The sequence below is a fragment of the Desulfococcus multivorans genome (assembly GCF_001854245.1).
In the GTDB taxonomy this organism is placed as follows: domain Bacteria; phylum Desulfobacterota; class Desulfobacteria; order Desulfobacterales; family Desulfococcaceae; genus Desulfococcus; species Desulfococcus multivorans.
Genome location: NZ_CP015381.1, coordinates 4,353,199 through 4,374,686 on the forward strand (window position 1 = coordinate 4,353,199; position 21,488 = coordinate 4,374,686).

The 21,488-nt window shown below is 54.0% G+C and carries 16 protein-coding genes; 5 read left to right on the forward strand and 11 right to left on the reverse strand.

The features are described from left to right. Nucleotides 1-83 precede the first annotated feature (83 nt). A complete protein-coding gene (locus tag dmul_RS19110) occupies nucleotides 84-2,153 on the reverse strand; it encodes a S9 family peptidase (RefSeq protein WP_020878366.1) in 2,070 nt (689 codons plus the stop codon). A 563-nt stretch (nucleotides 2,154-2,716) separates the two neighbouring features. On the opposite strand from dmul_RS19110, the gene dmul_RS19115 reads away from it, so the two are divergent. Beyond that, on the forward strand, nucleotides 2,717-3,325 hold the full coding sequence (locus tag dmul_RS19115) for an anthranilate synthase component II (protein ID WP_020878365.1): 609 nt from the start codon (nucleotides 2,717-2,719) through the stop codon (nucleotides 3,323-3,325). Beyond that, on the forward strand, nucleotides 3,322-5,565 hold the full coding sequence (gene pabB / locus dmul_RS19120; protein ID WP_020878364.1) for an aminodeoxychorismate synthase component I: 2,244 nt from the start codon (nucleotides 3,322-3,324) through the stop codon (nucleotides 5,563-5,565). Before dmul_RS19115 ends, pabB begins: the two co-directional genes overlap by 4 nt. Nucleotides 5,566-5,684: 119 nt before the next feature. Here pabB and dmul_RS19125 read toward each other — a convergent pair whose 3' ends face one another. The 10 genes from dmul_RS19125 to dmul_RS19165 all read right to left on the reverse strand — a co-directional run bounded on the left by dmul_RS19125 (nucleotide 5,685) and on the right by dmul_RS19165 (nucleotide 15,968). Beyond that, nucleotides 5,685-6,053, reverse strand: a complete 369-nt coding sequence (locus dmul_RS19125) for a hypothetical protein (protein ID WP_020878363.1) — start codon at nucleotides 6,051-6,053, stop codon at nucleotides 5,685-5,687. After that, the gene (locus dmul_RS19130; RefSeq protein ID WP_020878362.1) at nucleotides 6,046-6,753 is read right to left on the reverse strand and encodes a YkgJ family cysteine cluster protein; all 708 of its coding nucleotides are present in this window, start codon (nucleotides 6,751-6,753) and stop codon (nucleotides 6,046-6,048) included. The genes dmul_RS19125 and dmul_RS19130 overlap by 8 nt, the downstream gene beginning before the upstream one ends. Nucleotides 6,754-6,803: 50 nt before the next feature. Beyond that, nucleotides 6,804-8,198: a tRNA uridine-5-carboxymethylaminomethyl(34) synthesis GTPase MnmE gene (mnmE, locus tag dmul_RS19135; protein WP_020878361.1), complete on the reverse strand. Its 1,395-nt coding sequence runs from the start codon at nucleotides 8,196-8,198 to the stop codon at nucleotides 6,804-6,806. Between the two features lie 58 nt (nucleotides 8,199-8,256). Further along, the gene (jag, locus tag dmul_RS19140) at nucleotides 8,257-9,099 is read right to left on the reverse strand and encodes an RNA-binding cell elongation regulator Jag/EloR (RefSeq protein ID WP_020878360.1); all 843 of its coding nucleotides are present in this window, start codon (nucleotides 9,097-9,099) and stop codon (nucleotides 8,257-8,259) included. Nucleotides 9,100-9,118: 19 nt separating this feature from the next. Continuing rightward, nucleotides 9,119-10,765 carry a membrane protein insertase YidC gene (yidC, locus tag dmul_RS19145; RefSeq protein ID WP_020878359.1) on the reverse strand — a complete coding sequence of 549 codons (1,647 nt, stop codon included), beginning with the start codon at nucleotides 10,763-10,765 and terminating at the stop codon, nucleotides 9,119-9,121. A gap of 117 nt (nucleotides 10,766-10,882) precedes the next feature. After that, entirely contained in the window at nucleotides 10,883-11,101 is a 219-nt protein-coding gene (gene yidD / locus dmul_RS19920; protein WP_211276018.1) for a membrane protein insertion efficiency factor YidD, read from the reverse strand. Then, complete coding sequence (rnpA, locus tag dmul_RS19925; protein ID WP_335582839.1) at nucleotides 11,082-11,513, reverse strand: ribonuclease P protein component; 432 nt, start codon at nucleotides 11,511-11,513, stop codon at nucleotides 11,082-11,084. The genes yidD and rnpA overlap by 20 nt, the downstream gene beginning before the upstream one ends. 2 nt (nucleotides 11,514-11,515) lie before the next feature. Then, nucleotides 11,516-11,650: a 50S ribosomal protein L34 gene (gene rpmH, locus dmul_RS19155; RefSeq protein WP_020878358.1), complete on the reverse strand. Its 135-nt coding sequence runs from the start codon at nucleotides 11,648-11,650 to the stop codon at nucleotides 11,516-11,518. A 260-nt stretch (nucleotides 11,651-11,910) separates the two neighbouring features. Then, nucleotides 11,911-13,443: an Rne/Rng family ribonuclease gene (locus dmul_RS19160; protein ID WP_020878357.1), complete on the reverse strand. Its 1,533-nt coding sequence runs from the start codon at nucleotides 13,441-13,443 to the stop codon at nucleotides 11,911-11,913. Next, nucleotides 13,428-15,968 (reverse strand): TIGR03960 family B12-binding radical SAM protein, encoded by a 2,541-nt coding sequence (locus tag dmul_RS19165; protein ID WP_070962473.1) that lies wholly within the window; start codon nucleotides 15,966-15,968, stop codon nucleotides 13,428-13,430. Before dmul_RS19165 ends, dmul_RS19160 begins: the two co-directional genes overlap by 16 nt. A 73-nt stretch (nucleotides 15,969-16,041) precedes the next feature. On the opposite strand from dmul_RS19165, the gene dmul_RS19170 reads away from it, so the two are divergent. The 3 genes from dmul_RS19170 to dmul_RS19180 all read left to right on the forward strand — a co-directional run bounded on the left by dmul_RS19170 (nucleotide 16,042) and on the right by dmul_RS19180 (nucleotide 21,351). Continuing rightward, entirely contained in the window at nucleotides 16,042-17,418 is a 1,377-nt protein-coding gene (locus dmul_RS19170; RefSeq protein WP_020878355.1) for a Do family serine endopeptidase, read from the forward strand. Nucleotides 17,419-17,568: 150 nt separating this feature from the next. Next, a complete protein-coding gene (locus tag dmul_RS19175) occupies nucleotides 17,569-18,480 on the forward strand; it encodes a hypothetical protein (RefSeq protein WP_020878354.1) in 912 nt (303 codons plus the stop codon). A 204-nt stretch (nucleotides 18,481-18,684) separates the two neighbouring features. Further along, nucleotides 18,685-21,351 (forward strand): valine--tRNA ligase, encoded by a 2,667-nt coding sequence (locus dmul_RS19180; protein ID WP_020878353.1) that lies wholly within the window; start codon nucleotides 18,685-18,687, stop codon nucleotides 21,349-21,351. Nucleotides 21,352-21,488: the final 137 nt, after the last annotated feature.

Genomic DNA, 21,488 nt, shown 5'->3' on the forward strand with positions numbered 1-21,488 from the left:
GGATTGTGAATGAGAAGCCTTTCAGAGGGCAACCCCAAAAAGCTTTTCCCAAACGCATCTCGCCGCAGATCAGACCAGACGTTCTATCCCAAGGGGTCGAGAACGGCATTCGAAGTTGAGGAACGGCCGCCAAGATACCGCGCCAAAAAGGCTTCCAAAGCGCGATAAAAATCCAGCCGATTTGACTGCGCCTCGAAGACGTGCGCTTCGTTGGCCTTCACCATGTAAGGGACATGGCGCCCGCGACGACGCAACCGTCTGACAAATTCATCAATTTCGGTTTTTTTAACGCGAGGGTCGATGGCGCCCTGGGCGATCAGTAGCGGTGCACGAATCCGATCGACATGAAAATAGGGAGAGGCGGAAATCAGCCGCTGAAATTCCTTCCTGGGATCACCAACCTTTGTGTAAACATTCTCCAACTCAATTTTTCGATAACTCGGAATAGACCCAATCAGGGAGAAGAGATTGACAGGTCCGGCATGACTGACCCCGACTGCATAAAGACTCGGCGTAAAAGCCAGCCCGGCCATTGCCGCGTATCCGCCATAGGAGACACCATAAATAGCGATCCGTGCCGGATCGGCAATCCCTTCCGAGACAAGCCAGGCCACGCCGTCGGTAATGTCGTTTTGCATGACTCCGATTCCCCACTCCCGATACCCCGCCCTTTCAAACCCACGTCCGTATCCCGAAGACCCCCTGAAGTTCGGTTGAAAAACAGCGTATCCTCGGCTGGCGAGAAATTGGACCTCCGGATGAAAACCCCAGACCACCCGTTCCCAGGGATCTCCATGAGGCATCACCACCACGGGCAACTTCCTGCGCGCCTTTTCCGGCGGCCAGGTAATGTATCCGGGAATCCGCCGGCCGTCTCGAGCAGTAAACGCAACGTGCGTCATCTCAGCCAACCTTTCGGGATTGAGCCACGGCCGAAGATCAGCCAGTTTTTCCAGACGATCGTCTGCCGCATCAAAAACGTAATAAGCACCGGGGTGCCGATCTCCCGTCACCCAGACGAGGCAACGACGCCCATTCCGGCTTCGATCCGCGATAGCGGCCTGAAGCCCGGGAAAATGACGGTCGAGAGCGGCTTGAAGCGACTTTCGCCTGTCGTCGAAAAAAGCGTAGTGGATTCGGTCGGTGACATAGATCGCCCCCTCGATTCGACGCTGATAACGGCAGACAAGAGGGGCCAGCACATCGACTTCAGGGTGGCGGTAGAGTTCCTGAGCCTCTTTTCCGGTTTTCGGGTCGAACTTCAACAGGGTCGCTTTGTCTCTGTCCACGGCCGACACGAGCAGCAGGTACCGGTTATCAAAGGTAAATCCGTGAAGGCGAATCCGGGTATCACCGCCGCCGAAGAGCACCGGCCGAAACGCCTCCGTTTCCAGATCACGGTACAAAAGAACGGTCCTGAGACCGTCGGTCTGAACGGCAGCACGGAGATTTCCATCATGATCTGCCGCCCACTGGACGATGTTGCCCGGGTTGTCGGCAATTTTAAGCATCTGACCCGTACTGAGCGTCACTCGGTAGACATCCATCAGGTTGGGATCCCGCTGATTCATCCCGATAAGCATTTCGGCGGGTCGTTGGGGCATGACGTCGATGATCTCAACGTTTACGCCCGGGAAAGGCGTTATATCCCGAATTACACCCCCGGTCCGTGGGATGAGAAACAAACGATAATTTCCGTCCCCCCCCACATCCGCCAAAAAAACGATTTCTTCGTCGTTGGCCCAGACATAATCATGAATATCCCATTTTAACATCGCTGTTATGGGTTGTCCCTCTCTTCCGTGCTGGTCGGCGTCTACCGTACCGATCGTCGAGATCGAATTTCGGTCGTCGGGAAATACGGTCTTTACATGAAGATTCAAGCGGCCTTTCCAGGGCGCCAACCACGCGACACAGGTCCCATCGGGAGATATGGAGAAGGCGGTTTGTTCAGGCGACCTGAAAAAGGCCGAAGCGGGTGTGAGTCCTGCCGGCGTTTCGGCCGGCACCCGATGCACCGGCGCCATATCAGGCGGTACACAGGCCAAAATAACCGTTGAAAGCAACGCCAATGCACACCCGATGAATTTGATCGGTCTGCCGCACCGGCCGCAGCCGGCCGCACCGACACAGAGATGTTTTCGACAGGGCATGGGACCTCCCCCCAAAGTCGCCGTCCTCGAAACAAGACAGCAGGATGCGATTGTATTCAATGATGACTTCCGGATCGATTGGCGCCGCGTGTGTTCAGGCACTTGAGGGTACAATAACCTTTCTGCGCAAGTCAATGCTGATGTCTGATTCGGTGGCGGCAATACCGCGGGAAATGAGTTTTCTTCAACTTTCGATGTTCGTGGAGGTAATACGTGGTTATGGCATCGATCCATGAATACCGAAAAGTTCCTTAGCGTTCTTTGCACCTGACTAAAACATGAAAATCGAAGGTTGAGAGTTTTTCTTGACCCGAAGCCGGTTTTTCGCTAATCTCGCCCTAAAAAGATGCGGTTATGCCTCCAGGGTCAACAGCGGCACCCACTCGAATTCCACTTCAAGTGGTAACGGAATGGGGCCGAACGCCGGCAAGGACCAAAGGCTTCCGCCGTCAAACGTGATGAGTTATGCAACAGGCTAAGCCACCCAGACTCAAGGGGTGGCTTTTCTTTTTGGGGCGGACCACATCGCGCCGGTCGGGTACCGCCTCTGCTGGGAGGTATGGATGACCCGATTGCTTGTCATCGACAATTATGATTCGTTTACCTACAACCTGGTCCAAATGTTTCGGCACTATCCTCTGGCCATCCACGTTGCCCGGAGCGATCAAATCACTATCCATGAGGCCGAACTGTCAAATCCGGACTATATCCTCATAAGCCCCGGACCCAGGAATCCGACGCATGCCGGGATATCGATGTCTCTCATCAGAGCATTTTACAGACGCGTCCCGATTCTGGGCGTCTGTCTGGGCATGCAGTGCATCAACGAGGTCTTCGGCGGCACGACTGTTCGGGCCCCATTCCCCATGCACGGCAAGACCAGCCACATCCACCATGATCACCAAGGCATATTTCAATCCATTCCATCACCATTCAGGGCAGCGCGCTACCACTCTCTTGCCGTCCGCCGCTCTCTTGCGTCATCGCTCAGGGAATCAGCCCACAGCACGGACGGCGTCATCATGGGAATCTCTCATCCGGAATTTCCACTTCACGGCGTCCAGTTCCATCCGGAAAGCTTCCTTACGGAACACGGCTTCAGATTAATCGACAACTTTATCAATATGAAACCTCTCGTCAACTGCGGAACTCCAGAACGGATGCGTTCATGAAAGAGACTATCAACAGATTCGACACGATAACCGGCGTCCGCGAGATACCCATCACACTCAATGAGGATTTTCTGGCCTTCGCCGGCAGATTCACCGCTATACCGGGAACGGTCGCGCTGATGAGCGGGGGGAAACTCGACTGCGCTCGTCATCATATACTGGGAATTCGTCCGTGGATAAGTCTCCGGGGACGAGGAACAACGTGTCGGGTTCAAACGGCCCAAAACGAAACCATCATCCACGGGAATCTGTTGGAGACCCTGCGCCATTTTCTCAACCATTTCAATCTGGCAACGCCCCTGCCCATCTCGCCCATTTCAGCAGGTTTTTTAGGGTACCTTGCCTACGACCTCAAGGATGCCGTTGAAGATCTGCCGCGAACCGCCATCGACGATCTCTGCCTGCCCCATCTTTACCTGACCGTCCCTTCCATACTCATCCTCCACGACAAAGTCCGCCGACAGACCCGCCTCTTCCTCCCGGAACGCCAATCAGACGACGGCTCTCGCATTACGGGGGATCTGGATTGGTTCTCGAAAATGGCCTCCGGCCCAGCGCCCGAGGAGAGCTCTTTCCGGGGAGATGTCGACGGGTTTGCCGCCAATTTTTCCCGATCCGCCTATATGAGCGCCATTCGGCGCATCCAGGCCTATATCGCTTCCGGTGACGTCTACCAGGTCAACATGTCCCAAAGATTTGGCATGAACTTCGAGGGGGATCCTTTCGCCCTCTTCCGCACACTTTACCGGATGAATCCCGCTCCGTTTTTCGCCTATATCAACGCCGGAGACTACCACATCGTCTCTACATCGCCCGAGCGGTTCATTCTTCAGGAAGGGCGCGCCGTGGAGACCCGACCCATTAAAGGCACACGGCCACGGGGCAAAACCCCCTCCGAAGACGACGTCCTTCGCCGGGCCCTGTTGGACAGTCCCAAGGATGATGCAGAGCTGTCCATGATCGTGGACCTGATGCGCAACGACATCGGGAAGGTCTGCTCGCCTGGGTCGATCCAGGTCTCCGAACATAAGCGCATTGAAACCTATCGGAACGTCTGCCACCTGGTATCGAAAATAACAGGAACCCTCGAAACGGGCAATGGATCCGTCGACTTGATCAAAGCCGTATTCCCGGGAGGCTCCATCACGGGTTGCCCAAAGATCCGCGCCATGGAGATTATCGACGAATTCGAGCCCTCTTCCCGACATATTTACACCGGCGCTATTGGATACATCAGCTTTCATGATACCATGGACCTGTCCATCGCCATTCGGACGGCCACTATTCAGAATGACAGAATCCTGTTTTCAGTTGGGGGTGGCGTAGTCTACGATTCCGATCCATCGGACGAATTTGAAGAGACACTTCACAAGGGAGAGACCCTCTTGTCCGTCTTTCGGACCGGGAAAACAGGAAAGCGCGCTTCCGGCCCATGGGCCTGGATCAACGGTCGTCTTTACCCGCTCAGTCAAGCGATAATTCCGGCCACCCATCCGGGCGTTCAGTTCGGACACGGTTTTTTCGAAACGATTCGGGTGGACACGGGCAGGCCCCGATATCTATCAGCGCATATCGCACGTTTCAACGGGGCGTGGCATCACCTTTTCCCCGGCGATGCCCCCCCCGATTTGAGCTGGGACGTCATTATCCGACAAGTCATCGACAAGAACCATCTCGGCAACCAGGTTGCCGCCGTGAAGATACTTGCATTGCTGGGAAGCCGGACAGAGCCGCCCTTTGACCACACCCTGATGGTGACGGCCAGATCTTATACACACCGGCTCGCCGGACGAGATCCCGGCGGTCTCCGTCTGGTCACCTACCCCCACCCGCGGCAAACGCCATTGGCGGATTACAAAACCCTTAACTATCTTTACTATCGCATGGCCGGCCAGTGGGCTAAGGCAAGGGGGGGCGACGAAGCCCTGATCCTGAATCCCGACGGAACGGTATCCGAGACCGATACCGCCAACATTATCCTCGTCAAGAATCGACAAGCTTGGCTTCCGCGTTCCGCGCACGCCCTGCCCGGCATCATGGTTCGAAAGGTCGAAAACATCCTCTCACGGGATGGATTTACCGTTTCAACGGCAACGTTCATTCCACAAGACCTTTTTGAGATGGACATCGTCCTGTTATCCAACAGCCTCATGGAGATTGTACCGGTGCTCAGTCTGGACGACGCCCCCCTGAAGGTAGCCTGGCGGCTTTTCGAAGACATATGCCGGGCAATTCGCTGATATCAACCGCTTGGATGCCGGCAATCCGTTGACGATTGCCGGCTTTATTTTATTTGACCGAAAAAGAAATAGGCAGGGAACAGGAGGGACGATTGGAAGCCGTTGATTATCAGGCAGCCTCATTCGGTCTGATTGGATTTTTCGGCTTTCTCTTTTTCGAGCAGGTCTCGGTACCAGCAAGAAAACTCGAACATTCCCCTGTACCGTTCATCATCATTTATAAGCCCCAGGCACAACTCCAGAACGCCGCTGCCATATGAGTTGCTGTAGCCGTCGAATGTACGCGACTGGAGGAATTCACGCACCAGCATGTGGGTAGTCCGCTTACTCTGATCACGCCGTATATCGATGGGATCCTTAGGCTCCTGAAATGGATCCCACTTTTCGTACCCCACCCTGTCAAGAATGTGCTGCCGGCGTCGGGATGACATACCCTCGAACACGGCCCGTTTCCGGATCTCCGCCTCATCTTTGGAATCGTTATTCATTGGCGTCCCCCTCCTTGTTTGGGGCATCCGCTTTTTCATTGTCGGGATGGTCGATACCGAGGTATTCGTCATCATAGACAGTCAGCAATGCCATCGACAGCGGCACGAGCATCTCCGACATTTTGACATATCGTGTTTTCAAAACGCTGACGAGTTCTTCAGAAATTTGATACAATCGTTGTTGGACAATGTCCAGGTTCACGGTCGGATACGGTTCGCCGGGGACAAACCCCGATTTGCCGCATGTATGCCCCTTTCCGCCGATAGCCGTCGGAATCCCATAAAAACGACAGGTGACGGGACGGTAGTCGTAGAGACTGCACAAGTCCTGGGCGTTGAGCAGCGGACATCGCACCCGCTTTTTCGCCAGGTCTGCCAGAATTTCCTCCTCTGTCATGCCGGATTCGAGAGCCTTGTAGGCGTCCTTTTTGATCCTGTAAGCCTGACGGTCCGCTCTATTAGCCTTTTCCACGACCTCGGCTTTCTCGTCATCGCGCCCCTGGTACGTCCGATTGAATTGATGATTGATGTAGAGCGCTTCAATCAGCGTCAGATCAAAAAGTGCGTGGCAACAATCGGAACATCCCTCGTCACACTTCACACAGTGGGGATATTCTTCCCGAACCCGGCCGAAAACCTCGTCGGCAGCTTTCAATAACGCTTCGTATTTTTCGAAAAACGGCGTAAAATCAATAGTCATGTTTCACCTCTTAAAAATCGCTTACTTAAAAATGTTCCACGTGGAACATATTATTTCCCGACACAGAACCGTTCAAAGACGTAATCCAGGATGTCATCCCGGATCGTGACCCCAAGGATCTCTCCAAGAAGGTCATAGGCGGATCGGATGTCCAGGTTAACCAACTCGAAAGGCATCCCGCAACGAATGCCCTCAGCGGCGGCCATCAGTGCGGCCACTGCGGCGTCAATGGCATGTTTTTGCCTCAAATTGGGAATGATCGCGCTCTCATAGGCGAGCGACGGTTGAAGCGCAAGTGCCTCGATTTTCTGTTTCAACGTGTCGATCCCCTGATTGTAGCGTGCCGAAATGGAGACCCGAGGGATGCTGCGCCAGCAATCCGGGAAAACAGTATTGTTGCCCAACGGATCAAGGTCGCACTTGTTCAAGACCCAGATGACGGCTTTATGGCGGACAATTTCGAAGAGATCGGTATCCTCGTCCGTTATGGGGCTTCCGGCGGCGGTCACAAACAGGACGAGATCCGCCCCTTCGATGCGGGAAAGGGTTCGTTCCACACCGATTTTCTCGATGAGATCCTCTGTGGAACGCAATCCCGCCGTGTCCGTCAGGAGGATGGGAATGCCCCTGACGACCAGGTTTTCCTCGATAAAATCCCGAGTGGTGCCGGGAAGGTCCGTCACAATGGCACGATCCTGATCCAGGAGACAATTCATAAGGCTCGATTTGCCCACATTTGGTTTGCCGGCGACGACCACCTTCAGCCCGTCCCGCAAAATATGTCCCGCGTCATATCGTGCCGCCAGGGACCTGAGGGAAGACAGTGCCTCTTGTTCCAGTTGTTTTAGAATCCATCCATCGTCGATATCGCCGCCAACGTCGTCTGGAAAATCGATGGCAGCCTCGGTTTCCGCCAGGACACCGCGAATCAGTTTTCGCAACGATTCGATATGTTGTCGCAGTGCTCCCTGCAGTTGAGCCGTAGCGATATGAAGAGCGCTATCCGTGCGCGCGGAAATAATATCGATCACCGCCTCGGCCTGAGTCAAATCGATACGGCCGCTCAAAAAAGCACGACGGGTAAATTCGCCGGGTTCCGCCGGAACCGCTCCATGTCGAAGGACAAGTCCAAGCACGGCACGAACTACCGCCGGCCCTGAATGCATCTGGATTTCGACCACATCCTCCCGCGTATAGGAATGAGGGGCCTTCATCCATACCAAAAGAACCTCGTCCAGGATCCGCCCTGTATCGGGATCGACGATGCGGCCGTGATGAAGTCGATGAGATTTCAGGATAAACGGCGTCGGTGATCGGCGTCGAAGATGAGACGGCTGGAAGACGGTTTGGGCGATTTGGAGTGCATCCGGCCCTGAAATCCGGACGATTCCGATCCCGCCGACACCCATCGGGGTTGCGATGGCGGCAATGGTGGAAATGGTCACTATAATGATCTCTCGGACGCCTCAAAACACCCCAAAAGGATGAATTGATACAACGATCTCATAAGGCTTGCTTTTTCCGACGTTTTTTGGGGAAAATAACGAGTTTTCGATAAAATCCGTCACCAATACTTTGCGTCCTGACCCCTTGGTCGTTCTTCAGGGTCAAATGAATAATCCGGCGATCGTGAGCATTCATCTGACCGATGGTCGCAGGCTTGCCCGTGCTTTTCGCTTTTTCGGAAAGCTTTCGAGCCAGATTTCTCAAGTTTTCCCGGCGATCGTTCAGGTATCCCTCGACGTCGACCTGAATACGGATGCGCTTATCGCTCTGCCGATTGACGATTTTTTCCACGAGATACTGGATGGCCTCGAGGGTTTGTCCCCGTTTACCGATAAGAACCCCGGCGTTTCCGCCTTCGATATTGAACATGATGCGGTCAGCCTTCGTCTCGATGCTGATATCCGCTCCGGTCGTAATGAAGTCGATAATGCGCCGGAGGGCATCTTTTCCCGCGATTATCGCATCCGAATCAAGATCGACGGCGTCACTTTCAGTGCCAAAAGCCTCTTCAACGAGCGCAGCGACTCGATTGACGGTCGGTTCGTTCACGGCTTCCAGATTATCGTCACCCGCATCAGCGGCGATCTCCTCATCAGCCCTGCGCGTCGGCGATTCAGGTTCCGGATGGACAGGAGGGGGCGGCGAAGTTTTCAGTTTGACATGGTCAGGTACGGTGACGCTGATTTTGGCCTTTTTGACGCCGACCAATCCAAAAATGCCGGAGGATCCATAGGAGATAACCTTATATTGAAGCTTTTCTATCGGGATATTCAGGGCTTTCGAGGCTTTTTCCAACGCCTTGTCAACAGCCTTCGCTTCGAATTCCAGAGAGGACGACATATGTGATAACCTCCATCATTTAGGCGTTTTTCCTTCCAATATAATACTGCTGGGCAATTGAGAGAATATTGTTGACCAACCAGTACAGCACAAGACCGGAGGAAAAGTTGATAAAGATAAATGTAAACACCACCGGCATCAGCATCATCATCTTGGCTTGAGTCGGGTCTCCAGGAGGCGGAGACATTTTTTGCTGCAGCAGCATGGTTGCGCCCATGATAATGGTCAGAACAGGAACGCCGTAAGGCGGCTCCATGAACGGAATGGAAAAATCGAACCGAAACAGACGATCGGGTGCCGATAGATCGTTAATCCAGCCCACAAAAGGCGCATGACGAAGTTCGATCGCCTCGTAAAGCATCCGATAGAGAGCAAAGAATACCGGGATCTGAAGCACCATGGGCAAACACCCGCCCATGGGATTGACCTTATAAATGCGATAGAGTCCCATCAACTCTTCGTTCATCTTCTTCTTATCATCTTTGTGTTTCTCCCGAATTTCGGCCATCAACGGTTGAATTTTTTTCATCTGGTTCATGGAGGCATAACTCTTGTTCCCCAAGGGCCAGAGAATCAGTTTGATGATGATCGTCAGAATGATAATGGCGACGCCATAATTCGGTATAACGCTGTAGATATAGTTCATGAGCCAAAGGCAGGGCTTGGCGAGTATGTCGAACATGCCGAAATGGATAAGCTTATCCAATCCGTTATGATATTGACTGAGAATTTTCAGGCTTTTGGGGCCAAAAAACAGATCAAAGGCAAAGGTTTTCACGGTGGAGGGCTCAAGGGTCACCGCAGGCAGAACATATTGACTCCTGAGAAGGTCGTTCTGGGCCACCGACAGATGCAGCCGGGACGATTCAGATGCTTTTGGAATGATGGCGCTGAAGAAATAGCGCCCTTCAATGGCCGCCCATCCGATCTTACCATCATAGATGTTTTTGTCCTCGATCGATTTGATCTTGATCTGCTCAAGGCTGTTGTCGATTAGAGCGCTCGGCCCCTCGAACCCGTATGTGGCCCCATTTGAGGAGGATTGGCCGGAAAGTCCGACCGAGAGTGCGCCCTCCACCGGCCGGGCGGACATATTTTTCATCGTAAGATCAAAGCCCACGAGATAGGTGTCCGGCGAGAAACGAAAGCGTTTCTCCATCACAATGCCTTCGGGGGAAGCATACGAAAAAACGATATCCTCGGAAACGCTTGAAATCGACAGATTATCGGCGTCGACGGATGCCGTGAAAACGGCATTATCGAGATTCGGAAAATCGCCCCCGGAAAAACCGGTATAAACAGTGCCGCCGGGAACGTCCTTGGGAATCAGTGCCTTCATCGGAGAATCTTTTTGAGCGGTCTCACGATATTTTTTAAGAACAATACTCTCAAAAACAGCCCCTCTTTCTGAAATCTTGGCAATATAGAGAGGCGTATCAATGGTGATCACCCTGGCGGGCAGGGTTTCTTCAGAAGGCGTCGGAAAATCCGTCGCCGCAATATCCGGCTTTGCAATATCCGTCTTCGGGGCAGGCGGTACGGCAACCTCGGCGACGCTGTCGGTTTCGACCGGCGGTGGCGCATCCGGTTCAACCATAAAGAACTGCCAAACAAATATAACAAGAAATGAAAGTGCTATTGCTACAAATAATCGAGCTTGTTCCATTATCCTCTCCTCAAAGTCAAAACGAACATGTTCTCCGACATGAAAACTCGCAACAACGGCCCGCAGGGTATCAATGTAAAAAAGGAGGTTGGAAAGGCCGCAAGGCGCCTCTTATGATTATGGGACAGGATCGATTCCTCCGGGATGGAAGGGATGGCACCGCAGGATGCGCCGACCGGACAGGGCGATTCCCTTGAAAACACCATGACGCGAGATGGCCTCGTAAGCATAATGGGAACAGGTGGGATAAAACCGGCAGGATGGCGCCAACACAGGAGATATTATATATTGGTAAAGCCGTATGAGTATCAGCAAACTATGCTTTATGACTACCATTTGGTATTCTGTCAAAAATATGTTTCAGAGATATAAAAACATCTTTTGTCGACAGGTCTGCCGCCTGCTTTTTCGCAATGATATTAATATCCCAACAACCTGTTATCCTGTGCTTGTTTAAACGAAAAAACTCACGACAAAGCCGTTTGATCCGGTTGCGAACAACGGCGTTACCGACCTTCTTCGTTACAGTAATCCCAAGGCGCGTTCGATCCTGACTCCCCCGGCGGAAACTGATGACGAAATACCGGCTGTGAAGCGCCTGACTCGAACGCGACAACCGGAGGAACTCAGAGCGCTTTCGTATCCTGTCGGCTTTGGTGAATAAAAATTTCAACCGTGTCGATGTATCCCATGGACCGATCGATGCCGGACGGCATAGTCCGTCGATTCGACCGGCCTCACGCGTCAAACCTATGCGGAAAGTCGTTTTCGACCCTTGGCTCGCCGCCGCTTGATGATGTTTCTGCCCGCCTTGGTGGACATGCGCTTCAAAAAGCCATGGGTTCTCGCACGTTTGATTTTGCTGGGTTGATACGTCCGTTTCATAGCCGAATCCTTTTGATCGTTGAATGTATTTGCTTCAAAAGTACAATACCGGGCTAATGAATTCAGAAAAAACTTTTGTGCCTGAATTTGCCCGATCCAATCAGTTTAACCTAAATATTTAAACACAATCATTCAAAAGCGTCAAGATTAAATTCCCAACTCAACCTTCGACTCTACATAGGACGGTGTCGGTCACCATCATGGAAGTCTAAAGTTGAATTCCCATATCATAGGTCGGAAGGATGCTCGTCATCCTTGCGTCATGCCTGCACCGTTTCGAAAATATCGAATTCCTCCAAATGATAGTCCTGATTGGGATAAACGACAATCTGCCTGCCGGTCGCCCGTTCCAGGGCAATAATAATGTGATTCTCCTCTCCGTGGAGCAATTCGGCGATATCCGGATTCACGCGGATCGTCAGGAGGCCGCCCGTCATGTCCCGGACATCCCGCATCACTTCCCGATAAATATTGTAGCATATCGATCGCCCCGACATCAGATATCCTTCGCCCTCGCAGTAAAAACAGGGTTCGCACAAGAGGCGATTCAAGGGTTTCCGGACACGCTTCCGGGTCATCTGGATCAGGCCCATGTCCGACATGGGAAGGATATGCGTCTTGCTCCGATCTTTTTTAAGCGCATCTTTCAGTGCATTGAACACTTTTTCCTGATTCGATTTTTTGGCCATGTCGATAAAATCGATGATAATGATGCCGCCGATGTCCCGCAACCTGACCTGGTAGGCAATCTCCTTGACGGCTTCGAGATTGGTCTTGAGGATGGTTTCCTCCAGATTGTGCTTGCCGACGTATCGACCTGTGTTGACATCGATGGCCACCAGCGCCTCTGTGTGCTCGATAACGATGTAGCCTCCCGATTTGAGCCAGACTTTCTTTTTGAGGGCTCGGGTGATGTCCCCTTCCAGGTTGAAGGCATCGAAAATAGGCTCCTGACCGTCATAAAACTCCACATGGCCTTTAAGGCGAGGCATAAATGTTTCCAGGAAGGAAACGATGGCGTCGTAAGTGGCCCTGGAGTCCACCACCACCTCCCCCGCCTCATGGGTCAGAAGGTCCCGGACGGCTCGCAGGCTGACCGTCAATTCCTGATGAAGCAGACACGGTGCCGAAGCCGCTTTGTATTTGGCCTGAATATTGCTCCAGAGGTTCTTGAGGAAATTCATTTCATAGGCGAACTTCTCCTCCAAAACCCCTTCGGCGGCGGTGCGGACGATATAACCGTCATCTCCTTCCCGAAGAGACAACATCAGGCGCTTCAAACGATTCCGCTCGACCTCATCCTCGATTCGCCGGGAAATCCCCACATGGCTCGAGGTCGGCATCAAAACCAGGAAACGGCCGGGCAAGGAGATGTGGGAGGTCACCCGGGCCCCTTTGGTGCCGATGGACGATTTTGCCACCTGAACCATGATCTCCTGGCCTTCCGTCAGGACATCTTCGATATGATTCGGTTTTTGGCTCACCGCATGAAGATCGCTCACGAGGTCGACATCCCCGCCCTCCTCGATGTCATCGGCGAAAATTTTTTCGAATTCCGAACTGTTTTCATCGATGACGTCGTCCACATAGATAAAGGCCGCCTGGCTCAAGCCGATATCCACAAATGCCGCCTGCATGCCCGGCAAAACCCGCTGAACCTTTCCTTTATAGATGTTTCCCGCGATATCCGATTCATCCTTCCGTTCGACAAAAATCTCGGCGATGGTGCCGTCCTCGAGAAGAGCCACCCGCGTTTCATGATCGCTCACATTGACGATTAATTTTTTGTCCATGAGGTCATTCCCGGGACGATCGCCATTTTCCTGACCGTCACCTGTTTTACGATTTCCTCGGGAAGATCGAAGATGGCCTGCAGGATCTCAACAGGCCTGACGATACTGCCCGGAATGAGATTCAAGGTCATCTCCAGTTCGCGGAGAGAACGCTGATGAATATCCAGCACCACGTCCTTCAGTTCGATTTGGGTCTGCCGCCCTTTCGGGTTGGTCCGCATCAGAATGTGACTGGATGCAACGGCGAAAGCGTCCAGGCGAGGCGGCATAAAAACCGACTGCTCATGATGAATCCGGTAGTGTGCAGCCGAAGGCGTCCTGCGTGCCGACTTGGAAGGCGCCAGTTGACAGTTCGTAACATCGAGCCCTTCGGGCAGGCACGCGTTCAGGCGCGCCGGGATCTCCGTCGGTCGGACCTCACCGTTGACGGTGAGGTAGAAAACCTCTTCTTCGCTTTCCATGCCGATGGGCAGAGGATCTTGAAAGGAGATGCGGGGCATCGGATGGTACCCCTGGGAATACTTAACGGGAATACCCGCTCTTCGAATAGCACGTGTAAAAATGTTCACCATCTCCAGATGGCCGAAGTATCGACCCGACCCGAGCTTGGTATAATGGATCTGGAGGGTTTTGTAATCCGGAACCCCCCGGGAGGTCGGCGCAATGTCGACAACGTCCGGGCTCATGGACTCCGGACCATATATCCGAGGTTCAAGGGTGTCGAAGTCGCAGACACCGCAGTGGTTGCACACCCCGCTGCGGCAGTCTCCGATGGTTTCGGCGGCGAGGGCCGCGGCCCATTCCGAGCGAAAAAATTCGCGACTGACGCCCACATCGATATGATCCCACGGCAGGGGTGCCTCAGGATCTCTGGTCCGGGTGGTATAGAACTCGGGGTCGACGCCTGTCGATTCGAAAGCCTGACGCCAGATATCGAACCGGAACTGGTCCCCCCATCCGTCAAAGCGGCAGCCACCCCGATAGGCAGCGACCAACAGCGTTGAAAGCCGTCGGTCTCCACGGGCGAACACCCCTTCCAGGTAACTGACTTCGGGGTCCTGCCACTTGACCTGGACGCCCGGCAGATTGAGTCGTGCCTTTAAAGATTCGATTTTTTCCCGAGAGGCGCCGATGGGGACCTGACCACACCACTGAAAGGGGGTATGGGATTTTGGAATGAAGGTTCCCACACTGACGTTGATCTTTCCTTTTCGTCCCCTGCCCCCCCCCGGCCGTCGAAGATCCTTCACCAGGTCGACGATGGCGTCCAGGTCCGCGTTGGTTTCGGTGGGAAGGCCGACCATGAAATAGAGCTTGATGACCTGCCACCCCGCTCCGAAAGCATCGGCCACCGTGCGCAGAATATCCTCACGGCTGACGTTCTTATTGATAACGTTCCGTAAGCGTTGACTGCCGGCCTCCGGGGCGATGGTAAATCCGGTTTTTCTGACCTTTTTGATCTGTTCCATCAACTCCTGTGTCAGCGTCCCGGCCCGCAGAGAGGGGAGAGAAACGGCCACGTGTTCTCCGGAATACTGTTTCATCAAGCGGGCAAGAAGCGGAGCGATGCAACCGTAGTCCCCCGTGCTGAGAGAAAGAAGCGATACATCTTCATACCCCGTGGCGGCGATGGCATCGTCCAGCAAGGTCATCAAGGTTTCGGGGGAACGCTCCCGGACCGGACGATAAATCATTCCCGCCTGGCAGAAACGACACCCCCGGGTGCATCCCCGTGCCACCTCGAGGCGGACGCGGTCATGGATCGGCCTGCCGTAGGGAATTATCGGCGCCCTGGGAAACGGGGCCTGATCGAGGTCGGGAAGGACGGCCCGGCGAACCGTCGCGTATTCACGAAACCGGGGAATAAGGATCTGGATCCCGCGGTCATCGTATCTCGCCTCGAAAAAGCCGGGAATGTAAACGCCCGTGAGCCGGGACCATGACTTCAAAAGCGTCTCGCGTCGACCGTCACCACCGGATCGCCACGCCAACCATAGATCCGCCATCTCGAGAAGCACGGTCTCGCCGTCTCCCACGACCATGGCATCAAAAAAATCGGCCACGGGTTCAGGATTTACGGTACAGGGACCGCCGGCGATAATCAAAGGATGATCGGCATTCCGTTCCCGGGCATAAAGCGGGATGTCCGAAAGGTCGAGCAGGGTCAAAACATTGGTGTAGTTGAGTTCATAAAGGAGGCTGATCCCGACGATATCGAAACGCCCCAAAGGGACACCGGATTCCAGCGTCGAGAGGGGCCGGCCGGTCTCTCGGAGCCGCGCCGCCATGTCCACCGCGGGGGTAAAAACCCGCTCGGCGGCGATATCATCGCGTCGGTTGAGGATGTCATATAGAATCTGCAGGCCGAAATGAGATGTTCCGACCTCGTAAAGATCGGGGTAGGCCAGTGCCACCTTGAGGGCGACCCTGTTGAGGTCTTTTTTAACGATGTTGATCTCGGATCCCAGGTATCGACTGGGCTGGGAGACCAACGGCAAGATATCTTGAATGTCACCAGTGTTCATGTTAAATAACTTTCGTTCGATGCAAAACAAAAAAATTATATTAACCATCTTCAGAAAAAAATACAAACCTTCAATGAAAATAATCCACCACAAAGCCGCGATTATGCTCCTGACGGGGATCGCGCTCGTCATCACGGCCATATCCGCCCTGCAAGCTCCCGCCGCCGAATTCAAGCGGGAAAACGCCGTTGTCAAAGCCGTTCGAAAAGTCAGCCCGGCAGTGGTCAACATCAGTTCGGAGCGCCCTGCCAGGGACCGACGCCCCCCATTCAATGGGATGGATCCTCTATTCGATTGGTTTTTCAAGGATTTCTTTGAGTCCAACCCGAGACGTCAGTATCAACGCAACAGTCTCGGCTCCGGCGTCATCATCGACGGTCGACGAGGCTTCATTCTCACCAACGCCCACGTCATCTTTCAGGCAGGCAGGATCACCGTCACGCTGAAAGATGAACGGGAATTCGAAGCAACCATCGTGGGCGCGGACCCGGATTCAGATCTGGCGGTCCTCAGAATCGACTCCAAAGCGCCGTTGCCGGCTGTCGATATGGGGGATTCAAGCGATCTGATGATCGGCGAAGACGTCATCGCCATCGGCAATCCATTCGGCTTCTCCCACACCGTGACCACTGGGGTCGTCAGCGCGCTGAACCGGAACATCCGGGCCGACAACGCGGTCTACCACGATTTTATTCAGACGGATGCATCCATCAATCCCGGTAACAGCGGCGGTCCCTTACTGAATATCAACGGCGTGCTGATCGGCATCAACACCGCCATTTATGCCAAAGCCCAGGGTATCGGGTTTGCCATCCCCATCAACAAGGCCTCAAGGGTCGTTGCGGACCTCATTGCTTACGGAGAAGTTCCTCAAACATGGATCGGGGTCACCGTTCAGGGAATCACGGAGCAGATGGCCCGATATTTCAATCTGTCCGTTCAAGGCGGAGTCCTGGTCAAGCAGGTGGAGCCCGACAGTCCAGCCCACGCCGAAGGTGTTCGGGAGGGCGACATCATCCTTTCACTGCGTAATATCAAGATCCAATCGGCAGGGGAATTCAACGCAGCAATGAGAGGAATTACCGCAGGGGAAAAGATTCAAATCGTTCTGTGGCGAAACGGCGGCATGTTGAAAAAAACAGTCAAGGCCGACATATTTCCCCTCGACAAGGCGTCTGAACTGGGGTACCGCCTTCTGGGAGTCAAGGTCAAGAATGCTCTTTCTCCACAGGACCGAAACAACGGAGCGGTCATCACCACGGTACGGTCGGATTCCTATCTCGCCGAAATCGGGGTCCAGACAGGCGACATTATTCGTCAGATAGATGAGATGAAGGTCGAAAACACCCAGGACTTCGAGCGGGCCGTTATCAAATACCGGAACAAAGGATCGGTGGTCATCCTCTTGCAGCGCGGTGATCGAGGGTATTACATCACCGTTAAATTATAGACCTTCGGAATCCCCCGGACCCGGTGGGTTCCCAAATCCGTCTCCGGATGCTTGACACGATATTGGCCATGTGTTAATTTTCTGAAATTTCAGAATTATAGAATACAGAAAAAGGCGCCTACGCGTAAACCTACAGGCAGAGAAAACAGCATGAAACCAGAAGACGATGACCACGGGGGGTCCGCCGAGAGAAAGCGGTCGACACTGATCGTTCCGGGAGGAAACCTGGACAGCGTTGCGCCGCTTGTTGAAGGCCGGGATGCATCGTCTGGAACGGAAACAACACCGCCGTTCGATCACAACAGCTTCGAAGCAAAGAGGATCATGGCCCCCGGCGGAGACCTCGATGCCATCGATTTGAAAGCGGGAACGATGGTCAGGGGCAGGCACACCGGGAAATCGAAGCATTCCGTCGCCCCACCTGAACCCCGACCCGCCGGAGAAGAAAAAGAGATGATGTTTCGGGAGAGGGGTACCTTTATTGATTCAGAACCGGACGAACGTTACGGCCAAGGCCGCCAGTCCATTTCCAGAACCGTTCAGGTGAGGACGGACCGTCCGCGGCAAAAAGAGACGGCTGGATTGAGGTTTCAAGACGGCGACGAAGATTCACCTGTCTTTTCAAACACCTTCCACGACGGGGAAGAGGAGAGCCACGGACGACCCCTTCCCGAGCCGGAAATGCATTCCGGACCTGAGCCCATAAAAACCTCGGGCCTTCGCGACGCCGCAGCACCGTTCCAGGCTCTTCGAGAGGTCGATTACCGGACTTCGGACAATTCTCCCCCCCTCCGTTCTCCGGTCGTGAAGATGACCCCGTTTTCCCGGAATGACGACGTCGGCAAAACAACTGAGGAAGACGTTGCCTACCTGGATGTTTCGACAGCTCAGTTGGAAGCCGTGATTCAACACATTATGGAGCGGGTCTTTGTCGAAAAGATTGAGGCGATTTTAGAGAAGGTTATAGAAAAAGCCGTTGCGCATGAAATGCAACAAATTCGAAAGGTTTTTATGGAAGAACTGGGCCGGCCCGTCGGATTCCGGGATGACGAAACGCGGTAAAGCCGCCCCGGAATAAAACGCCCAGACCCATAATGACCCGATCAAACAACGCCAGGACCGCAGACCAGGAAGAAACCGGACCCTCAAAGAGGACCCGTTATCCTTTTTCGGTCACTGCGGTCCGCTGTTTTATTGTATGGCTAACACCATATGGGCGGACGGGTAACAACAGCCGGATTTCAATCGATTGAGGAGTGGAAGTTCATGAGCATCGATCTGCTTGACAAGGGGTATGAGCCCCATGACGTGGAAAAACGCTGGTATGATTTTTGGGAAAAAGAAAGACTGTTCGCCGCCGAAGAGCGGAGCGATAAAAGGAGTTATGCTATCGTCATCCCCCCGCCCAACGTCACCGGCGTTCTTCACATGGGACATGCCCTGAACAATGCGCTTCAAGACATTCTCTGCCGTTACCGGCGGCTCCGCGGCGACAACGTGCTCTGGATGCCCGGTACCGACCACGCCGGCATCGCCACTCAGAACGTGGTGGAACGACATCTTGCCGCGGGCGGTTTGGACCGCCATCAGTTGGGTCGGGAGAAGTTCATAGAACGGGTATGGGAATGGCGCAAGGAATACGGCGGGGCCATCATCCACCAACTCAAGCGGCTGGGTGCATCCTGCGATTGGGAGCGAGAGCGGTTTACCATGGATGACGGTCTGTCCAAAGCGGTCCGGAAGGTGTTCGTCCAGCTTTACGACGAAGGCCTGATCTACCAGGGCAATTATATCATCAACTGGTGCCCCAGATGCCGTACTGCCCTGGCCGACCTGGAGGTGGAACACGAGGAAGTGAACGCCCATCTCTACTACATCCGATATCCATTTCCCGACGGGTCGGGCGCCGTCACCGTGGCAACGACCCGACCTGAAACCATGCTGGGTGATACGGCCGTTGCCGTCAATCCCGAGGACGAGCGGTATTTGAACCTTCCAGAGGAAGCCGTGATCCTTCCTCTGCTGAACCGCTCCATTCCGATCATTCGAGACAGTTATGTGGATACGGCATTCGGAACCGGCGCGCTCAAGGTTACGCCGGCTCATGATCCCAATGACTTCGAGATCGGTCGGCGCCACAACCTGCCTGCCGTCAAGGTCATTGGCGACGACGGCCGCATGACGAGCGACGCAGGGAAATATGAGGGCATGGATCGGTTCGCGTGCCGGAAAGCCGTGATCGAGGATTTGCGTGCCCAGGGCCTGCTCGAAAAAATCACACCGCTTGTCCACAGTGTGGGACATTGCTACCGGTGTCACACGGCCATCGAGCCCAATCTCTCCAAGCAATGGTTCGTCAAAGCCAAGCCTCTGGCGGACAAAGCCATGGCCGCCGTCAAAACGGGAAAGACGCGCATCATTCCAGACATATGGGAAAAAACCTATTTTGAATGGCTTGAGAACATCCGGGATTGGTGCATCTCCCGCCAGATCTGGTGGGGCCATCAGATTCCGGCCTGGACCTGCGAGGCCTGCGGAAATCTGATGGTGGCCATGACGGCACCTTCGGCATGCACCGAATGCGGGAGCGCCGATCTTGTTCAGGAGACGGACGTCCTTGACACGTGGTTCAGCTCGGCGCTGTGGCCCTTCTCGACCATGGGATGGCCGGAAAAAACACCCCTCCTGGAAACCTTCTACCCCACGTCGGTGCTTATTACCGGATTCGATATCCTGTTTTTCTGGGTCGCCCGCATGATGATGATGGGAATCCATTTCATGAACGACGTCCCGTTCCGCGATGTCTACGTTCATGCCCTTGTCCGGGATGAAAACGGCCAGAAAATGAGCAAGTCCAAGGGTAATGTCATCGACCCTTTGAACGTCGTCGAAAAATACGGGACTGATGCCTTCCGCTTTACCTTAGCCGCTTTCGCCGCTCAGGGAAGAGATGTGAAGATGTCCGAAAAACGGGTCGAAGGTTACCGAAATTTTATCAACAAACTCTGGAATGCCACCCGATTTTCCCTGATGCACCTGGACAAGGCATACCCCGACATCCCCACAGACCGTATCTCCCTGGCGGATCAGTGGATCTTGTCGCGGTTGAACCGGGTCATCCGGACGGTCGAGGAAGCACTTTCCGGCTACCATTTCAACGAAGCCGCCAACACCCTCTATCAGTTCGTCTGGCACGAATTCTGCGACTGGTACCTCGAGGCCGTCAAACCGGCCCTTTACGGCAATATGGGCGATGCGGCAAGAGATGCGGCACGAAGCGTCCTGTGGCGGGTTCTCAGGGAAACGCTCATCCTGCTCCATCCGTTCATCCCCTTCGTCACTGAAGAGATCTGGAACAAGTTGCCGGGCACCAAGGGATCCATCATGCGGGCCGCCTTCCCCCTGGATAATCCCGACACCGCGGTTATTGTTTCAGCACCCGAAGCCGAGATCAAAATGAATACGGTCATGGACATCATCACCGGTGTCCGCAATATTCGGGGAGAGATGAATATTCAGCCGTCCGCCGCCTTGGAGGTCATCATCCACTCGCCGGATGACGCGGTGCGTACGACCATTGAGGCGCAAAGCGGGATTATCAAGGACTTGGCCCGCCTCAAATCCCTCATGGTCTCGACGCCGGGGGAACGACCGAAATCGGCGGCGACGGCCGTTCTGGAAAATGCCGCCGTCTTCGTTTCCCTGGAGGGGATCCTTGATATCGATATGGAAACCATGCGCCTGGAAAAGGAGATGGCCAAGATCGACAAAGCGTTGACCGGAATCTCGAAAAAACTCAACAACGAGGATTTCCTGGCCAAAGCCCCCGAGGACGTAGTGGAAAAGGTTCGGGAGAAGCATCGCGGTCTGATGGAAAAACGACAGAAACTCGAAGTCAATATGGAGAAGATCAAGGCGCTGGATCTCAATTAAAATCCAGGATCGAAAACATTCCCCAGATGCTTCCGCAGCGGAAAAGCGCCGTCCGATCCGGACGGCAACCCCGCCCTGTCCTTTGCAAAGGCTTCAGGAGACCAAATGGCATATCGGCGACGGCGAACTGATGAAAC